14 protein-coding genes and 2 pseudogenes are annotated in these 18,643 nt (G+C 57.9%); 4 read left to right on the forward strand and 12 right to left on the reverse strand.

Annotated elements, in window-relative coordinates:
• Positions 1-374: 374 nt before the first annotated feature.
• Positions 375-689, reverse strand: coding sequence for a hypothetical protein (locus tag FE840_RS19420; protein WP_138289798.1), 315 nt, complete (start codon positions 687-689; stop codon positions 375-377).
• A 228-nt stretch (positions 690-917) separates the two neighbouring features.
• Entirely contained in the window at positions 918-2,081 is a 1,164-nt protein-coding gene (locus FE840_RS19425) for an ATP-binding protein (protein ID WP_138289800.1), read from the reverse strand.
• Between the two features lie 317 nt (positions 2,082-2,398).
• Here FE840_RS19425 and FE840_RS19430 point away from each other — a divergent pair, with 317 nt between their 5' ends.
• Positions 2,399-3,136 (forward strand): hypothetical protein, encoded by a 738-nt coding sequence (locus tag FE840_RS19430; RefSeq protein ID WP_138289802.1) that lies wholly within the window; start codon positions 2,399-2,401, stop codon positions 3,134-3,136.
• Positions 3,137-3,142: 6 nt separating this feature from the next.
• On the opposite strand, the pseudogene FE840_RS19435 reads toward FE840_RS19430, so the two are convergent.
• The 6 genes and pseudogenes from FE840_RS19435 to FE840_RS19460 all read right to left on the reverse strand — a co-directional run.
• Positions 3,143-4,059: pseudogene (locus FE840_RS19435) on the reverse strand (ISNCY family transposase); the annotation flags it as partial.
• 37 nt (positions 4,060-4,096) lie between these two features.
• Positions 4,097-5,098, reverse strand: a complete 1,002-nt coding sequence (locus FE840_RS19440; protein ID WP_138289804.1) for an IS30 family transposase — start codon at positions 5,096-5,098, stop codon at positions 4,097-4,099.
• 241 nt (positions 5,099-5,339) lie between these two features.
• Positions 5,340-6,713, reverse strand: a complete 1,374-nt coding sequence (locus FE840_RS19445; protein WP_138289825.1) for an ISNCY family transposase — start codon at positions 6,711-6,713, stop codon at positions 5,340-5,342.
• A 252-nt stretch (positions 6,714-6,965) separates the two neighbouring features.
• A pseudogene (locus FE840_RS19450) lies at positions 6,966-8,338 on the reverse strand (ISNCY family transposase).
• 218 nt (positions 8,339-8,556) lie between these two features.
• Complete coding sequence (locus FE840_RS21220) at positions 8,557-8,898, reverse strand: FCD domain-containing protein (RefSeq protein WP_138289207.1); 342 nt, start codon at positions 8,896-8,898, stop codon at positions 8,557-8,559.
• Between the two features lie 282 nt (positions 8,899-9,180).
• Positions 9,181-10,047 (reverse strand): LysR substrate-binding domain-containing protein, encoded by an 867-nt coding sequence (locus FE840_RS19460; RefSeq protein ID WP_246318950.1) that lies wholly within the window; start codon positions 10,045-10,047, stop codon positions 9,181-9,183.
• Positions 10,048-10,210: 163 nt separating this feature from the next.
• Here FE840_RS19460 and FE840_RS19465 point away from each other — a divergent pair, with 163 nt between their 5' ends.
• Together FE840_RS19465 and FE840_RS19470 are read left to right on the forward strand one after the other, a co-directional pair.
• A complete protein-coding gene (locus FE840_RS19465; RefSeq protein WP_138289202.1) occupies positions 10,211-11,464 on the forward strand; it encodes an aromatic ring-hydroxylating oxygenase subunit alpha in 1,254 nt (417 codons plus the stop codon).
• Complete coding sequence (locus FE840_RS19470) at positions 11,454-12,533, forward strand: FAD-binding oxidoreductase (protein WP_138289201.1); 1,080 nt, start codon at positions 11,454-11,456, stop codon at positions 12,531-12,533. The genes FE840_RS19465 and FE840_RS19470 overlap by 11 nt, the downstream gene beginning before the upstream one ends.
• Positions 12,534-12,649: 116 nt before the next feature.
• Here the strand turns inward: FE840_RS19470 and FE840_RS19475 are convergent, their stop codons facing one another.
• Positions 12,650-14,686, reverse strand: a complete 2,037-nt coding sequence (locus FE840_RS19475; protein WP_138289200.1) for an NADH:flavin oxidoreductase — start codon at positions 14,684-14,686, stop codon at positions 12,650-12,652.
• A gap of 127 nt (positions 14,687-14,813) precedes the next feature.
• Between FE840_RS19475 and FE840_RS19480 the strand changes: the two genes are divergently transcribed.
• A complete protein-coding gene (locus FE840_RS19480) occupies positions 14,814-15,437 on the forward strand; it encodes a TetR/AcrR family transcriptional regulator (RefSeq protein WP_138289199.1) in 624 nt (207 codons plus the stop codon).
• Positions 15,438-15,504: 67 nt separating this feature from the next.
• Here the strand turns inward: FE840_RS19480 and FE840_RS19485 are convergent, their stop codons facing one another.
• The 3 genes from FE840_RS19485 to FE840_RS19495 form a co-directional block, all read right to left on the reverse strand.
• A complete protein-coding gene (locus FE840_RS19485; protein ID WP_138289198.1) occupies positions 15,505-16,488 on the reverse strand; it encodes an ornithine cyclodeaminase family protein in 984 nt (327 codons plus the stop codon).
• Positions 16,489-16,657: 169 nt separating this feature from the next.
• A complete protein-coding gene (locus FE840_RS19490) occupies positions 16,658-17,716 on the reverse strand; it encodes a quaternary amine ABC transporter ATP-binding protein (protein WP_246318951.1) in 1,059 nt (352 codons plus the stop codon).
• Positions 17,709-18,596 carry an ABC transporter permease gene (locus tag FE840_RS19495; protein ID WP_138289196.1) on the reverse strand — a complete coding sequence of 296 codons (888 nt, stop codon included), beginning with the start codon at positions 18,594-18,596 and terminating at the stop codon, positions 17,709-17,711. Before FE840_RS19495 ends, FE840_RS19490 begins: the two co-directional genes overlap by 8 nt.
• Positions 18,597-18,643 lie beyond the last annotated feature (47 nt).

The following is an 18,643-nucleotide window of genomic DNA, read 5'->3' on the forward strand; positions in this document are numbered from 1 at the left end:
TTGCAAAATCATGCATTGCGCATTTCGCCATACGGACCAGGCGCCGGGGCGTCTTTGATCCCGCCGCGTCAACCGCTTTGCCGTGAGTATGGCGATCCAGGGGACGAAACATATTGCCATAGGTTATGGTATCGCATGCTGGTCCCTGGGTTTCAGAAGGGGACCATTCATTCTACTTTTCCAGACATTGTTCAGCGTCATTTCGATTTGGACATCCCTGTCAATAATGGCTTCTGCGGCCCAAATCCTTTCGATTGCTGACATGGCCGGTCTATTATCGGGTCCCCGGATTCGTTTGCCTGTCCGTTTGGTTGGCTATCGCACCTGACGGAAGTCACCAAGACCTTGATGGGATTGACCGGAGAGATGGATCGTTAAACACGTCTTGCCGACAAGGTATCGAACGGATTGAAGAGACCGGCTGGCGGGTTGTTCTGGAGCCCGATCTCCGGTCTCTCGACAGACGCGCTGTTACCGCCCAATCGGTCGCAGACAGCATCCTGCCGATTTCCCAGGAAGGTCATCCAGGCCATCATCCACGTCTGGCCAAGCTGACGGGCCTTACCCGGATGTTGGCCTTTGATGAGAGAGCCGTCGTCTTCAGCACAATACACAACGTCGCCTTCCCCTGGACCTTCACCGAGCCCGGCATTGTTTGGCTCGCCTCGTTGCGCCTCAGTGATCGTCATTCCCCTGGGGTCGCCTCCTTTGCGGGGGCGTGGGTCGAACCCTCGACATCATGGCCGACATACTTGCCGCCATTGACATAGCGAGGCCGTCATCCATTGGAATGTGAACCCAGCCATGCCTATCTAGCCGGTTACAATTACGCTGGCTTCGACCTCAATTGGACAAGCACGAAACGTTGAATTATGGTTCATGCATCAACGCCGACACCGAGCGGACTTCAAGAAGCACTACAGATTGCGCAACATGCTCACGGCGGCAGCCAGTGGCATTGCGCGCAAATCATCACCTGTCGGGACCTCCTGGTCACCGGCGTAGACCAGCATCTTCCGGTCTGCCTTGATGTCCTCGACCGCCAGGTGGAAACCACGCGACACCTTGGGCGCGGTGGTGCGCTTGATCTCGATCGCCCAGATGCCATTTCCGGGAAGCCGCAGAACAAGGTCAAGCTCAGCCCCCGCCGCGGTCCGGTAAAAGAAAGGCTCGGTCCCGGTTGGCGCCGCAGCGATCAGGGTCTCTATGCAAAACCCTTCCCAGCTTCCACCGATCACAGGATGTCCCAACAAGCTTTCCAGCGAACCGAGGCCAAGCAAGGCATGGACGAGGCCGCTATCCCTGACGAAGACCTTTGGCGACTTGACAAGGCGCTTGCCGGCATTTTCGTGCCAGGGCTGCAGGCGCCGCACAAGCATGAGATCGACGAGCAGATCAAGGTATCGTGCTACGGTCTGACCTGAGACGCCTAGTCCTTCGGCAAGAGCGCTCGCATTCAACAGGCCACCCTGCGCATGCGCCAGCATCGTCCAGAAGCGGCGCAGCGTGGTTGCAGGGATCCGCGGACCCAGGGAAGGGATATCGCGCTCCAGATAGGTACGTAGAAAATCCTCGCGCCAGGTCATGCTGGCCCGGTTGCTATTCGCCCGAAAGCTGTCGGGAAAACCGCCCCGCAACCACAGGTCGTTCAACCTGTCTTTGCCTACTTCGTCCAGCAAGAGAGGCGGCATCTCGATATAGCGAACCCGCCCGGCGAGGGATTCGGCCGATTGATGCAGCAGAACGTTTGACGCAGACCCCAGCAAAAGGAACTGCCCCGTGCGGGATCCCTTGCGTCGTCGCATGTCGATCTGCCCACGGAGGTTTTTGAATAGGTCCGGCATCTGCTGAACCTCATCCAGGATCACCAGCTTGCCGACTTGTTCGTTCAGGTAGAGATCGGCCTCTGTCAGGATCTGCCGATCCGCGTCGCGTTGCAGGTCGAGATACACCGATGGACGTTGCTCGCCTATCTCTAGCGCAAGTGTGGTCTTGCCAACCTGCCGGGGCCCCAAAAGGACAACAGCCGCTTGGGCATCAAGGGCGGATAGCACAATCTCGCTGGTATGGCGTTGATACATACCTTGCAATTATTCCATAAAATGGAAGATTTGCAAGGCTATTTTCCAAGAATGGCAAGCCAGTCCGTTCGCTTCTTTACATACAGTGTGGCGGAGGAATTGGAATGTCCGCTGTGCTGCAAAGTAGAAAAGTCTGCAGCAGTCACCACACAGCACCACGATCAGCCCCGATCTGAGCGGCAGACCCGCTTGCAAGATAAGATCGGGGCGGGTGGGGAACTCCGCTTCGGCTTTAGCTTCCTCGGTAGCAAATCCTCCGCCGACGGTTGATACTCCTATCCTGGAACGTGAAAGGGTAGGGAGAGTCACAGCTCACGATGCTGCCAGAAATCAAATTGCAGGCCGATGTCGATCTCGCCGCGATATCACCACTGATCCGCGGAATGATGCTCTCAGTTGCCTATGCCGAGGAAGAGGGCGGCATCGGATTGACGGCGACCGGGGCCATGAACCGCAAGTTCGTACACTGGGCAGCTGTGAACTTCATCTGGCCAGGCTTCACAGCCGAAGACCTCTACAGCATGCACAAAGTCCTGAATGAAAACGACGTGCCGCCGCTCTGGGTCGTGCGCGATATGAGCCTCCACATGAAGTTCCTTCGTCGCAGAAAAGGGCTTTTGCTGGCAACCAAACGCGGCCGAGAGTTTCTGGAGAAGCCGCAGAGGTACTTCGATCTGATCGCTGCAGACTATCTCTATACCTATATCCACGACGCCGAACGGGAACAGGCCGTTCACGCAAGGTTACGTTGGTGGCGCATGTTTCTGAATCTTCTCAACATCAAGACCAGAGAAGGGTGTACCCCAATGGAGGTTGTCAAAATCCTCCGTCCAGACCTGGAACCTTTGACGGAAACCGGAATGACCATTGAAGCCTGGAACCTGAAACATGATCTTCAATATGGTGTCTTCCGGCGTTTGTGCTGGCTCGGTCTGCTCTATGAGGCAAGGGAAGGGCTTGCCATTTTTGAGGACGGCTCCTTCCACAAAGCTCCGCTTTGGTCCGCTTGTCTGCAGCTGGAATCGGACATGCAAAGTGATATCGGCGTGCATTGACGATTCTCATTCCGCAGCAGGTGCCTTCATCAACGCCTTCTCCCGTCTGGCAATCACCTTCGGATCATTCATGAAATCAGTCCGACGGCCCGGTTTGCGGCCACGCTTCTCATAGCCATTGCCTCTGCTGCCGTCACGAATGCCAAACATATGATCCGTCTGACCCGAGCGGCTTGGGCCGCCTTTGCTACGCTCAAGTTCCCGACCTGCCTGCATCTCAGCAACGATCGACAGCATGTCGTCCAGCCGTTTGTTCTCGACGACTTCAGCGCGATGCACCGACCGTAACGTGTCGAAGGTCCTGTAGGGCAGGGAAAAGCTCTGGTGCATGATCTCCAGCCTGCCGTCCGGGTAATCACAGACAACGACCTTTTGCCCGGCCAGGGGGCGCGAAATCTCGGTCGGATCGAGAATGAACAGCACCTTGTCGTAGCGTAGCGTCAGAGACTGCGACAGTGTTCGGACTTCCTTTCGACACATGGCGCCGTCGAGGTTCTCATGATCAGCAAGAGGTCGGTGCATGTCTTTCGGATTGCGCGGCAGCTTGCCAAAACGCTTGTTGAAGTCTTCAATGAACTCCGGTGCATAGGCATTAGCCGCTTCGATCGTGCTGATGCCCCTAAGTCGCATCTCCTTCACCAAGCGATCCTGCAGCGTCTGATTGGCCCGCTCGACCCGGCCTTTGGCCTGAGGCGTGTTGGCGCAGATGATGTCGATGTTCAGTTCATAAAGCGCCCGACCGATTTGTGTCAGACCGGTCGTCCTGTCGGTCTTCGAAGCATTGGTCGACCGGAAAACACCATGCTTGTCGCTGTAGAAAGCAAGCGGCTTACCCCATTGCTGCAATAGGCCTTCGTTGCATGGAGATAGTCGAACGTGTTCTCCGACCCGGCAAACCGCAAATGTAGAAGCTTGGAGGAGCTAACCCAACTGCATCATGCCTGCCTAAAGGGTAGGGGATCACGCGCTTCCGTGCAAATTGGCCATGAACACCTCGGCCGGCGTCTTGTATCCAAGGCATTTGCGCGGCTGATTGTTGAGATGCCTTGTAAGAGTGGTCAGGTCGCGTTGTGACACCGACATCAGATCGGTATTACCGGGTAGATAGCGACGAAGACGCTTGTTAGTGTTCTCGACCGTGCCTTTTTGCGAGGGTGCACTGGGATCGCAGAACCAACTGGATGCGCCAATTCCATCTTCCAAAGCCCTGAACCCAGCGAACTCGGTTCTGCGGTCAAAGGTGAAGCTTCGACGTGCGAATGCCGGTAAGGGTGAGAATGATCTGATGATCTTGTCCATGATCGGACCGGAATGCCGGCTTGGGTTCTTGATCAGCACAAGGTAGCGGCTCTTGCGCTCGACCAGCGAGGTGATGTTTGCTTGGCCGAATGGACGCTCAAAGATCATGAGATCACCCTCCCAATGACCGAATTGTAGTCTTTGCCCAACGATATCAGGCCTTTCCGAGATCCGATGCGTCGATGGAAACGCACCGTCGCGCGGTTTCCTCGAGCGCAATGGACGACGTTTGCGGCGCGCTTCCGGCAGGTAATGATAGAGACCTAAGCCGTAGTCCTCCTTGTTGTAAATGAAGCGATAGATCGTCTCCTTGCAGACACGAACCAGGGATACACCGTCCGAAACCAGGCGTCCGGCAATCTGTTCCGGTGACCAGCGAGCCTTCAATTGACTGATAACTTCCTCGCGCAAGTCAGGATGACGTCTGAGCTTCCTCAGCCTGCATCGCCGTTCCCGAGCCAGATCATTGGCAAGCGTACTGTAATAGCCCTCATAGTCTGGCAGTTCACGATCATGGAACGTGTTGCGCCTGATCTCGCGATAGATCGTCGAGCGATGACGACCAAGTAGGCGCGCCATCTCGTTGATGGACACTTTCGCTGTCATCAGCTGTTGAAGGCGTCGGCGATCGGCGAGGGTGATTTGCGTGTAGCATCTGGACATGCCAAAATCTCCAAAGTGAAGCCATTGAAATTACTGGCATGTCGCACTTGGAAATAGAATGTACCCCGCCTACATACATTGTGGCGGAGGAATTGGAATGTCCGCTGTGCTGCAAAGTAGAAATGTCTGCAGCAGTCACCACACAGCACCACGATCAGCCCCGATCTGAGCGGCAGACCCGCTTGCAAGATCAGATCGGGGCGGGTGGGGCGCACTTCTTCGCCTTTAGCTTTGAGACGCCTCATTCTGCAGCCTGCTGCCGTGCCAGCGTTTTCTGGCGCCGTGCAATCACCGCCGGATCGTTCAGGACGTCCAGACGTCTCCCAGGCTTGCGACCGGTCGGCTTATAGCCAATCTTCTCGCTGTTGCTCTTCACCTTCGGCTTGTCCTGCTGCTCCTGGCGCTCCTTGATATAGGCCAGAACATCCCCGAGCCGCTTGTTCTCGGTGATCGCCGCATGCGTCACCCGCTGGTCCTTTTCGAACACCGTGTAAGGCAGGGAACAACCCTTCCAACGAACATCAAGCCGACCGTCGGCATAGGCGTAGGTCTCGACATAACGACCCACCAGACCGCGCGTCACCTCGCTCTCCTCCAGCATGATCCGCTTGCGCTCGAACGAGAACGTCAGTTGCGATCCGACATAGCGCTGCTCGCGCTTGCACAGGATCTCCGTCAACCGATCCGGCGCCAGATTCAGCGGTCGGTGCAGGTCGTCTGAACGGGCAGGGGTAACCGCAAAACGCGCATTGTAGTTCTCCATGAAACCAGGCAGAAACGCATTGCCGGCCTCCATGCTGTCGATGCCGCACAGCCTGAGTTCCTTGACCAGACGGTCCTGCAGCGTCCGGTTCATCCGCTCAACGCGACCCTTGGCCTGGCTCGAATTTGCACAAAGAATCTCGATATTTAACTCGCAAAGCGCACGCCCGAACTGCGTCATCCCCTGGCCACCCTTCGCATCCTTCTTCGCCACCCGAAACACCGAATGCTTGTCCGAATAAAAGGCAATCGGTGCGCCGTGACGCTTGAGATAGAGCTCCAGGGCCTCGAAATAGGTGAAGGCACTTTCGGAACGCACAAAGCGCAACTGCATCAGCCTGCCGGTCGCATCGTCGACAAACACCAGAAGCGAACACGCTGGTCCACGATCCTCGAACCAGCGGTGCTCTGACCCGTCGATCTGCACCAGTTCGCCATAGGCTTCGCGCCGCAGTCGCGGTTGATGAAACGTCCGGCGCTGCCTGCGTGACAGCCACAGTCCGGCCTCGGACATCCAACCGCGTACTGTCTCGCGTGACACCCGCAAGCCATCGCGCTCAGCCAACTTCTCCGTCGCCAAGGTCGGACCGAAATCCGCATAACATTCGCGGACCAGCGTCATCGCATAATCGCGAACCGCGTCACTGATCCGATTGTTTGAGGGCCGACCGATCGCCTTATGCCGGATCGAAGCCGCGCCGCCAGTCCGCATTCGTTGCAAGAGCCGACGCACCTGACGCTCACTCAGGTCAAGCACATGCGCCGCCGACACCACGGTCATCCGACCGGCGGCAACCTTCGACAAAACCTCGATCCGCTGCAGATCGCGCTCGCTCATCGCTATCAATCCCATCTGCAATCTCCCAGACGTCATTCAGACCCGGGGAGTGTGACATTCCAACTTTGCAGAAACAGGACACTTCAACTTTGCGGCTACATACATTGTGGCGGAGGAATTGGAATGTCCGCTGTGCTGCAAAGTAGAAATGTCTGCAGCAGTCACCACACAGCACCACGATCAGCCCCGATCTGAGCGGCAGACCCGCTTGCAAGATCAGATCGGGGCGGGTGGGGCGCACTTCTTCGCCTTTAGCTTTGAGACGCCTCATTCTGCAGCCTGCTGCCGTGCCAGCGTTTTCTGGCGCCGTGCAATCACCGCCGGATCGTTCAGGACGTCCAGACGTCTCCCAGGCTTGCGACCGGTCGGCTTATAGCCAATCTTCTCGCTGTTGCTCTTCACCTTCGGCTTGTCCTGCTGCTCCTGGCGCTCCTTGATATAGGCCAGAACATCCCCGAGCCGCTTGTTCTCGGTGATCGCCGCATGCGTCACCCGCTGGTCCTTTTCGAACACCGTGTAAGGCAGGGAACAACCCTTCCAACGAACATCAAGCCGACCGTCGGCATAGGCGTAGGTCTCGACATAACGACCCACCAGACCGCGCGTCACCTCGCTCTCCTCCAGCATGATCCGCTTGCGCTCGAACGAGAACGTCAGTTGCGATCCGACATAGCGCTGCTCGCGCTTGCACAGGATCTCCGTCAACCGATCCGGCGCCAGATTCAGCGGTCGGTGCAGGTCGTCTGAACGGGCAGGGGTAACCGCAAAACGCGCATTGTAGTTCTCCATGAAACCAGGCAGAAACGCATTGCCGGCCTCCATGCTGTCGATGCCGCACAGCCTGAGTTCCTTGACCAGACGGTCCTGCAGCGTCCGGTTCATCCGCTCAACGCGACCCTTGGCCTGGCTCGAATTTGCACAAAGAATCTCGATATTTAACTCGCAAAGCGCACGCCCGAACTGCGTCATCCCTGGCCACCCTTCGCATCCTTCTTCGCCACCCGAAACACCGAATGCTTGTCCGAATAAAAGGCAATCGGTGCGCCGTGACGCTTGAGATAGAGCTCCAGGGCCTCGAAATAGGTGAAGGCACTTTCGGAACGCACAAAGCGCAACTGCATCAGCCTGCCGGTCGCATCGTCGACAAACACCAGAAGCGAACACGCTGGTCCACGATCCTCGAACCAGCGGTGCTCTGACCCGTCGATCTGCACCAGTTCGCCATAGGCTTCGCGCCGCAGTCGCGGTTGATGAAACGTCCGGCGCTGCCTGCGTGACAGCCACAGTCCGGCCTCGGACATCCAACCGCGTACTGTCTCGCGTGACACCCGCAAGCCATCGCGCTCAGCCAACTTCTCCGTCGCCAAGGTCGGACCGAAATCCGCATAACATTCGCGGACCAGCGTCATCGCATAATCGCGAACCGCGTCACTGATCCGATTGTTTGAGGGCCGACCGATCGCCTTATGCCGGATCGAAGCCGCGCCGCCAGTCCGCATTCGTTGCAAGAGCCGACGCACCTGACGCTCACTCAGGTCAAGCACATGCGCCGCCGACACCACGGTCATCCGACCGGCGGCAACCTTCGACAAAACCTCGATCCGCTGCAGATCGCGCTCGCTCATCGCTATCAATCCCATCTGCAATCTCCCAGACGTCATTCAGACCCGGGGAGTGTGACATTCCAACTTTGCAGAAACAGGACACTTCAACTTTGCGGCTACATACATAAATCAGATAATCTGAATTATGGAACTTGCCCCACACTCTTGAGCCACGTGACCTTGACCCTTGCAGGCGCCGAACGCTTAGGGGGCTCAGATAATCCACGACCTGCTGACAATCGAACATCAGATGCTCACTGGCAATGCACACCCCCGCATAGGTAACTCTCCGACGCAATGGAACTGCTTTGCGCCTGGAAACGCCTAAAAACTGGGCGTGATCTCGTCGAATTCTTCGACTTGAGCGAGCGTCCCGGAAAGAATCCACAGATCGGGAACTCCTGCCGCCTCAACATGCTCTGGTGAAACTGCCGATCAAGCTGCCCGAACCGCTCCATATCTCCATCGATGCTTAACGCTATCTCCTGAAGCTGCACAATTCGCTCTGCTTGAGCCGCAGCATCACGGCCAGCCTTAGTTGCAACGCCGCGAACAACCTCAAGTTCGAGCGACAGGCGTAGGAACTGGGTCTCCAGTGCCTGAGCGAGATCGACGGCGTCGCCTCAGTACGGGCCTGAGGGAAAGCAGCGATCGCCCCCTCCTTCTCAAGCAACTGCAGTGCATCGCGCACGGATGTCTGGCTGGCTTCGGCGCGCGGCGCTAAGGCTTAGCTTAATCACCTCTTGCTGGAATTTGCTGCGGAGTAATTTTCCAAGGTCATTCTACCGCACCCGTGGAAGCCAAGTCCACCCAAGCCAATGGCTCATGCAACATACGAGCCACTTGATCTCACTTGACCCTTGCCAAAATGGACGTCGTTAGGAAGTCAACTGCTCCGTCAACAGCCAATCCATGAAGTGCTCAAGGGATGCTGTTGACTTGCGGATTCTGGGCGCCACTACATAATAGCCCCCTTTCGGCACCACCGACATTCGGCCGAGTCTGACCAGCCGCTTCTGGTCGAGCAAGTCGCTGACAAGTCGGTTCCATCCCAGCGCAACGCCGTGACCATTTAGCGCTGCATAGATCGCCTCGGTATAGAAGCTACACCGCATCCCACGAACCTTGCCGGGGTTGGGGACTTCGAAGTTCGACAACCAGGCGTTCCAACCTATCCACATGGGATCATCGGCCTCATTTGAAATGAGCGGTAGCCGGATCAAGTCGGCTGCCGACATGTCTGCAGCAAGGTTCTCGGCAAACTCCGGGCTACAAACAGGGAAGACCTCATCCCGGAACAGCATCTCCGCACGACCGTTTTGCCATTCCCCCAAACCGAAACGGATAGCGACATCGACCTCGCCGTAATCAAGAGCGGGCATCGCGTCCTGACTTACAATCCGCAATGTGGTCTCAGGGTGCAGTCTCGAAAACTGCGACATGCGCGGCATAAGCCAAAAATGGGAGAATGCCACTGTTGCTGAAATCGTCAGCTCCTCGCCGCTCCCCTCCCGGCGCAACTCTGTTGTAGCATCGGCAATCATCCGGAGGGCATCACTGGCCGCAGCGGCAAGCGATCTGCCTTGGGCCGTTAACGTCACTTTCCGATGGCCGCGCGTGAACAACAAGAACCCGAAATCTTCCTCCAGCGTGTGAATCTGGCGGCTGACCGCCGCCTGGGTGACCCCCAGTTCCTCGGCGGCACGTGTAAAACTCGCCAGCCGGGCGGCGGCTTCGAATGCCATCAGGGCGGTCATTGGCGGAAGCTGTCGTCGCAAGCTCTTCATGTTACCTCGCATTCAACGAGCATCTGACATTACTTGAGGGAATGTCAAGCGGTCCAATTTGTGCAGTTGAAGTGGATCGGTTTAATGCCATGATCGGCATAACCTCAGATAAGGGTGTGTTATGCTCAACCGGTTCGCCTCCCCCCTTTCCTCGCTTCTCGACGCGCGTGCTGACGGCCATTCGCTGCCCGCGGGTCTCTACACGCGCGACGATGTCTTCGAAGCCGATCTCGACGTCTTCTTCATGCGGCACTGGATCTATGTCGGCCTGGAATGCGAAGTGCCCGAGGCAGGCGATGCCGTCGTGATCGATATCGGGAAGATCAGCGTCATCCTTCTGCGTGACGACGAGAACGAGATCCGCGTGGTCCGAAACGTCTGTCGTCATCGCGGCGCCCGCATCCTGGACGCCGGTCCGACCGTCGTGTCGAAGCTGGTCTGTCCCTATCATCAGTGGACCTATGAGCTCGACGGTGCGCTCTCCTATGCGCCGCATATGGGCAAGGATTTCGACAAGAGCTGTCGCAGCCTGAAGCCGGTCCAGTTCAAGTCGATCGGCGGGCTGATCTATATCTGTCTGGCCGACGAGGCGCCCAAGGATATCGAGACCCTCGACGAAGTGATGCGCGAGCGTCTCGCGCCTTACGATCTGCGCAATGCGAAGGTCGCCCATCAGGTCGATGTCATCGAAGAGGGCAACTGGAAGCTCACGATGGAAAACAATCGCGAGTGTTACCACTGCTCGGCCAACCACCCCGAGCTCTGCGTGTCCTTCGTCGATCTGGACTTCGGCTTCGATCCGGAGAGCCTGAGTGCGGAGGATCGGGAACAGGCAGAGGCGCATTTTGCCATGTATGCTGAGCGGACCAAGGCCTGGGAAGCGGACGGTTTTCCCTCGGCCACGGTCGAGCAGGTGCGGGACTGCGAGACCAATTTCCGCACCCAGCGGCTGATCATCGCCGGCGCTGGCGAATCCCAGACTGAGGATGCAACGGCGGCGTCTTCGAAACTTCTCGGGAAGATGACGCGCAAGGATCTGGGCGACACCCATCTGTGGGGCCATAACAGCTGGAACCACTTCATGGGCGACCATGCTGTCACGGCCATGGTCATCCCACTCTCTGCCGACAAGACGCTGGTGCGCACCAAGTGGCTGGTCCACAAGGACGCGGTGGAGGGCGTCGACTATGACCTGCACAAGCTCACGCATGTGTGGATCGAAACCACCAACCAGGATGCCGATCTGGTGGCCCGGTCGCAGGCCGGGGTGAGCGATCCGGCCTATGAGCCGGGCCCCTATTCTCGCTTCAGCGAGCGCGCACTCGACGACTTCGCCACCTGGTACATCGATCGGATGCGCGCCCATGGCTACTGACGGCGAAACCATTTCCCGCCCTGTCGCCAGCGACGTGTGGGATCCCGAAACAGACGACAGACTGGTCTGTCTCGATGTCCACGACGAGACCCACGATGTCAAAAGCTTCACGCTGGCATCGCCGCAGGGCAAGAGGATTGCGTTCAAGGCGGGGCAGTACTTCCTGTTCGAGCCCGGCATCGATGATGAGGAGAATGGTCGCTGTTACAGCATCTCCTCGTCTCCCCTGCGGCAGAACGCCGTTACCGTGACCGTCAAACGGGTGGCGGGCGGCAAGGTGTCGAACTGGATGCACGACAATCTCAAACCCGGCATGGATCTGCGGGCGTCGGGGCCGATGGGCAAGTTCATTCGCCTGGAGGCGGCGAAGTACCTGATGCTTTCAGGCGGTTCCGGGATCACGCCCGTGATGGCGATGGTGCGGGAGATGGCAGACAGGGCCGAGCCGGTGGATGTGGTGTTTCTGCATGCCGGCCGCACGCCGCTCGATCTGCTGTTTCGCGAGGAGCTTGCCGTTCTGGCGCGTCGCGTGAAGGGGTTGAGGCTCGTCTTCCTGCCGGAGGTGCTGACGGGCGATCCCGCCTGGTCGGGTCTGAGCGGCCGGATCTCCAGGGAATTGCTGTCGTTGATGGTGCCGGATATTGCCGCGCGGCACGTCCTTTGCTGCGGCCCCGCACCGTTCATGGCTGCGGCACGCACGATTTGCGCAGAACTCGGCGTCGGCGCGGATCGGTATCTGGAGGAGAGCTTCGACGCATCCGTCGTCGACACCCCGGCAATCGTCGCGGAGGTGCCGGCGGCTGCAGTCAGCTACAAGGTGCAGTTCCTGAAGCAGGCTAAAGTGCTCGATGTCGATGCCGGGCAGACTGTGCTGTCCTGCGCGAAGAAAATGGGTGTCCGCATCCCATCATCCTGCGCCAATGGCATTTGCGGCACGTGCAAGTCGAAGCTCGTCAGTGGTCTCGTCGACATGAAGCACGAAGGCGGGATTCGCCAGCGCGAGATCGATGCCGGCTTCTTCCTCCCCTGCTGTTCCAGGCCCCTGACCGATCTCGTGATCGATCGATAAGTGCATTCTCCCGGACCACGATCCCGCATGGTGCCTACCTCAAAACGCCCGCTTTCCGCGGGCGTTCTTTTTTGTCGACCGGCTCCCTTGCGGATGGGCCGGTTCGGCTTGGGCGACTAGAGATCTTTTACCAGTCGCAGGGCGTCATGGATGGCGGCATGGGTGTTGCGGGCGGCGATTGCATCGCCGATCCGGAACAGCTGGAATGTGCCTTCAGGGTTACGAACCACGCGCTGTGGATTGCCGGCTATGAGATCGTCATAGGAGACTTCACCGCCGTTGGAGGAGAGCCCCTTCAGTTCGAAATAGAGGTCGTCGAGCGGAAGGGTGCCGTTGTTGACGACGACCTGATCGACGAAGCGGGTTTGATAGATGCCGCCATAGTCGCTGCCTACCCGGGCCGCCAGGCGATTGCCGTCGCGCGCTACGGATTGCAGGCGGAAGGTCACGGTGAAGGTGACGTCCTTCTGTTGCAGTGAGCGCATGTAGGGAACGAGGTTCATGGCCATGACTTCGGGCGCGAAGGAGCGATCCGGCGTCATGATCTCGACCTTGGCGCCGGTCGCGGCGATGATCTCGGCGGCCTGAAGACCCGAATGATCGCCGGCGTCGTCGAAGATGAGCACATTGGTGCCGGGCTTCACGTCGCCCGAGATGATGTCCCAGGCCGAGACCACCAGCTCGTTTCCTTCCTCCAGCACCTCCGTGTGCGCCATGCCGCCCGTGGCGATGACTACGACGTCCGGCTGCTCTGCCAGCACGGTGTCAGCATCCGCCCAGGTGTTGAAGTGAAAGGTGACGCCCAGCTTTTCACATTGCGCCATGCGCCAATCGATGATGCTGATCATCTCGCGACGGCGCGGGCTCTGAGCGGTCAGGCGGATCTGGCCGCCGGGTTTGTCGGCCGCTTCGAAGACGACGACCTCGTGACCGCGCTCAGCCGCGACACGCGCGGCTTCCATGCCGCCGGGGCCGGTGCCGACAACCACGATCTTGCGGCGGCTTTCTGCCCTCGGGATCTCGTGCGGCAAGGACAGTTCGCGTCCGGTTGCCGCGTTGTGGATGCAGTAGGCGGCGCCACCCTGATAGATGCGGTCGAGACAGTAGTTGGCGCCGACACAGGGGCGGATGTCTTCCTCGCGCTTCTCCATGATCTTGCGGACGATGTGGGGGTCGGTCATGTGCGCGCGGGTCATGCCTACCATGTCCACCTTGCCGGCCGCAATGGCGTGGCGCGCTGTCGCGACGTCGGGGATCTTGGCCGCGTGGAAGGTCGGGAAGTTCGTCGCGGCGCGGATTTCACCTGCAAAATCGAGGTGCGGGGAATTGGCCATGCCCTGAATGGGGATGAGGTCCGTCAGCCCGGGGTCGGTGTCGATATGGCCGCGCACGACATTGAGGTAATCGATCAGGCCGCTGTCGCGCAGCAGGCGGGATATCTCCAGCCCTTCCGCCTTGCTCGTGCCGCCCTTCAGTTGTTCATCGGCCGTGTAGCGGACGCCGAGAATGAAATCGTCGCCCACCCGTTTTCGGATCGCCGAGAAGACGTCGAAACAGAACTTCATGCGGTTTTCCAGGGAGCCGCCATAGGGGCCGTCGAGCTCGTTGGTCAGCGGTGACGCGAACTGGTCGATCAGATGGCCATAGGCTTCGAGTTCGACACCGTCCATGCCGCCGGCCTTCATGCGCTCGGCCGCGTCGGCGAAGTCTTTGATGATGCGCTCGATATCCCAGTCCTCGATCTTTTTCGGATAGGCGCGGTGCGCCGGCTCGCGAAGATGGGAGGGAGCAACGACAGGCAGCCAGTCTCCCTTGTCCCAGCGGGTCCGTCGGCCAAGATGGGTGAGCTGGATCATGATCGCCGCGCCGGCCTCGTGAACGGCATCGGTCATCTCGCGCACCCAGGGAACGATCTCGTCCTTGTAGGCCAGCAGGTTGTTGAACACCGGCGGACTGTCCTTCGAGACCGCCGCGGAGCCTGCCGTCATGGTGAGCGCCACGCCGCCTTTCGCGCGCTCTACGGTGTAGGCGCGGTAACGCTCCTTCGGCATGCCGTCTTCCGGATAGGCCGGCTCGTGCGAGGTGACGATGATGCGGTTCCTCAGCGTGAGGTGTTTCAGCTGGAAGGGTTGCAGCAAGGGGTCAGTGGACATGGCACGCTCCATCACAGGAAAAGAACTCTACCTTAGCGGAAATGTACATTAGTGTCAAATTAAATGACTTACGTGTACACTTTGACACATTATTGCGAAGACCAGATCGCTGCGCTAGGAGAAGGACATGGACGAGAATTCTGTCGATACAGGCTGGCGTGGATCAGGTGACAGGTGGTTGGAGGCTGCCTACGAGGCCCTGCTCGAAGGAGGCGTTGACGCAGTCAAGATCCTTCCCTTGGCCAAACGGTTAAAGCTGTCGCGCACCAGTTTCTACTGGTTTTTCAAGGATCGCGAGGAGCTTTTGGCCGCATTGATTGCAAGATGGAGAGACAAGAACACTGGCAATCTGGTGCGGCGGTCCGAGGCGTATGCAGAAAGCATTGCGGAAGCGACCCTCAATGTCTTTGACTGCTGGCTAGACACAGACCTTTTTGATGCACAATTTGAATTTGCAGTCCGAAGCTGGGCAATCCAGTCTGATGAAATCCTGAAGCAGGTGCGGGCCGCTGACACTGCGCGCCTTGATGCTCTTGGTCGTATGTTCGAACGCTTTGGTCAAGAACCAGAGATTGCAGATGTCAGGGCTAGAACACTTTATCTTGTCCAGATCGGATATATCTCGATGCAGACTCAAGAAGCCCTTGAGCTGCGTCTGAGGCGCATCCCCGAATATGTCACCATTTTCACCGGCAGACAGCCACAACAACGCGAAATCGAACGCTTTCTGTCGCGACACAGGTCGCGCTGAGCCTTGTCACTATCATGCCGGGCCGATATCTGGGCACATTGCTTCCCATGTCATCGAATGGGGATGACTACAGAAATGGCGCTGTGGCTGTCGGTCCTCGATCCAGGGCATCGACGCGCTCCACCGTTGCGACGATGTAGTGGGCGATCATCAGGTCGAGATGAGCGCCACCACCGTTTTTGAATACGGTTACCTCTTCTTTGGCCGAGCGCCCCTTCGTCTTACCAGTAGTCAGGTCATACAGATCTCCACGCACTGCACTTGCGTCAATCACCCCTGAAGCGATCGGAATAAGCAACTCGCCGATGTGGTTGATCGTGGTGTCGCGGCTATCGACGTAGAGCGACGCCATTGAAATCAGGTCATCATCGGCCTCGCGCATGTCGGCCTTGAATGCCCCGATCAGGTCCACATGTGTGCCGGGGCGGATCCATTTACCAAACAAAACGGGTTGGCGTGCCATGGTAGCGCTTGCGATAATGTCCGCTGTGCTGGCTGCGGCAGCGAGATCGGTGACCGTAGAGATGTCGACACCTGGAACATCAACCTGTCTCTGAAACGCTTCGGCTTGCTCGAGCCTACGCGCCCAGACTTCAATGCGCTTTATGGTTGGAAAGGTGGCGGCATAGGCGGCCACCAGACTGCGCGCGACCGCGCCTGCACCCACAATGAGCAATGTCGTACTGTCGGGACGGGCCAGAAATGTCGCGCCCAGCACGGAGTCAGCAGCTGTTTTCAACTCCGTGATAAGGCGGCTTTCAATGATTGCCTTGGGGACACCTCGTCCGGGCTCGAAGACCTGCATCGCGCCCTGTACGGTAGGCAGTCCAAACTGAGGGTTGTCACCGAAAACGGTGACGGACTTCACTCCATAGCCCAGGCCGTCGATCCAGGCCGCTCGGCTCAGTAGAGAGCCTTCCCCAGGGCCAAGGAACACGTCGGCAACCTGTGCTCTGGGGTAGGCGTGGCCCGCGCGCAAGGCGGAAATCGCGTCGGGCCAGTTGATCAGGGCTGGGGCATCCTCATAACCGATCCACCGAGGTTCTGCCATGTCGTCTCCTCAATTTGCAAGGTCATGGTGCAATACAATGCACCACTGCAGGCTCCTCTTGCTCACAAGAATGAGCAGGGGACAGCCACAAACTTCAGAACAGAAGTTCCATGATCATGGCCCCGGGCGCGAGAGATCGAGGGCAGCCTGCCATTCACCATCGCAGGTGTCATGTGACCTGTTCAACGTCCAACACTGACGAAGCCGCAGCCGTAATGTCGCGCAGTGAAACCGCACCAATGGGTTCATCGCGTTCATTAATCACGAGGGCCGCATCAAAAGAACTGCTTGCCAACTCCCTGGCGGCGGCTTCAAGCGAGAGGCCCGACCGTATTCTGTGGTGTAGCATGTCACCCGCGCTGTCTGCGGTGACCGGTTTCATGACCGCATCAATCATGATGTAGCGACCCCGGTTTACGTCTTTGACGAAACGCCGGATGTAGTCGTCAGCTGGCCGGAGGAGGATATCCTGGCTGTCGCCCTGTTGGATGATCGAGCCGTCGCGCAGGATCACAATCTTGTCGCCAAGCCGCAGAGCCTCGTCAAGGTCATGCGTGATGAACACAATGGTCTTCTTGAGTTCTGACTGCAGGTCAAGCAACATGGTCTGCATGTCCGTCCTTATGAGCGGGTCAAGCGCGGAATAGGCCTCATCCATCAACAGGATCGAAGCATCGTTGCTCAGCGCTCGGGCTAGGCCCACACGCTGTTGCATTCCCCCCGATAATTCGTCGGGGAAACGATTCTCAAATCCGATCAATCCGACGCGTTCGATCCAGCGCATGGCAGTCGCACGCGCCTTGCCGTGATCTACACCACGCACTTCAAGGCCGAACATGACATTGTCTACAACGCTGCGATGCGGAAGCAGGCCGAAGCGTTGAAACACCATAGCCGTCTTTTTGCGGCGGAATTCTCGTAATTCGTTCTCCGACATATCAACGACATTCTGCCCGTCGATCATGATCGAGCCTGATGTCGGATCAATGAGCCGGTTTATGTGCCGGATCAACGTCGATTTGCCGGAGCCCGACAGACCCATGACGACCTGTATCTTTCCGGCCGGCATGGAAATGCTGATATTGTTGAGGCCGAGGATATGGCCGTGCATACTTCCGAGGTCACTCTTGGACAGACCTTTGCGGACCGCCTCGACATGAGCCCGAGGTGACGATCCGAAGATCTTGTAGAGATCGCTAATCTCGATGGATGTCTGGCTGCTAGTCATGGCGCTGACCCCTGTGCTTTTGCAGGCGTTGGCCATAGGCCTGGCTGATACGGTCAAAGATGATTGCGATCGCTACGATTGCAAAACCATTCAGTATACCTTGCGTGAAATACTGATTGGCGATTGCCTGGAGGACGTTGAGACCAAGTCCCTGCACCCCTATCATTGACGCAATGACGACCATACCGAGCGCCATCATTATTGTCTGATTGATGCCTGCCATAATGGTCGGCAAGGCGAGAGGAATCTGTACCTTCCACAGCTTCTGTGATCGCGAACATCCATATGCATCGGCTGCCTCCAGTACCTCCTTGTCAACCAGCCGAATACCGAGGTCAGTCAGGCGGATGATCGGTGGAATGGCATAGATGACAACAGCAATGAAGCCCGGAACCCTGCCGATGCCCAGCAACATCACCACTGGGATGAGATAGACGAAGGGCGGCATTGTCTGCATGACATCAAGAACCGTCTGCATAGCTCTGCCAGCCCGTTCGAAGCGGTTCATCGCAATACCGAGCGGTATTCCGAGGGCAATGGAGAAAAGTGTGGCCGTGACAACAAGCGAGATCGTTTTCATGGCATCGGTCCACAACCCGAACAGGCCAACAGCCACCATCAAAGTCATGACGACGGAGACGATTCTCCAGCTTCTGGCTGCAAACCAGCTGATGGCAGCAATCACAATGATGACCAGCGGCCAAGGTGCATTCAGCATCATTCTTTCAAAGAAAATGAGCACCTGAAGCAAAGGGTAGAAGAATCCCTCAATTGACTGACCATAGCTTCGGGTCAGATCTTTGAGCCCGCCATCAATCGCCCTTTTCATGATCAGCAGGGTTTCGGAACTCAATTGCGGAAAACGGAAGAGCCAGTCCATGCTATACCCCAACGGCGCCAGACTTGTGGCTGCGTCCAGAGTGAATT

The sequence above is a fragment of the Peteryoungia desertarenae genome (genome assembly GCF_005860795.2).
Taxonomy (GTDB): Bacteria; Pseudomonadota; Alphaproteobacteria; order Rhizobiales; family Rhizobiaceae; genus Allorhizobium; species Allorhizobium desertarenae.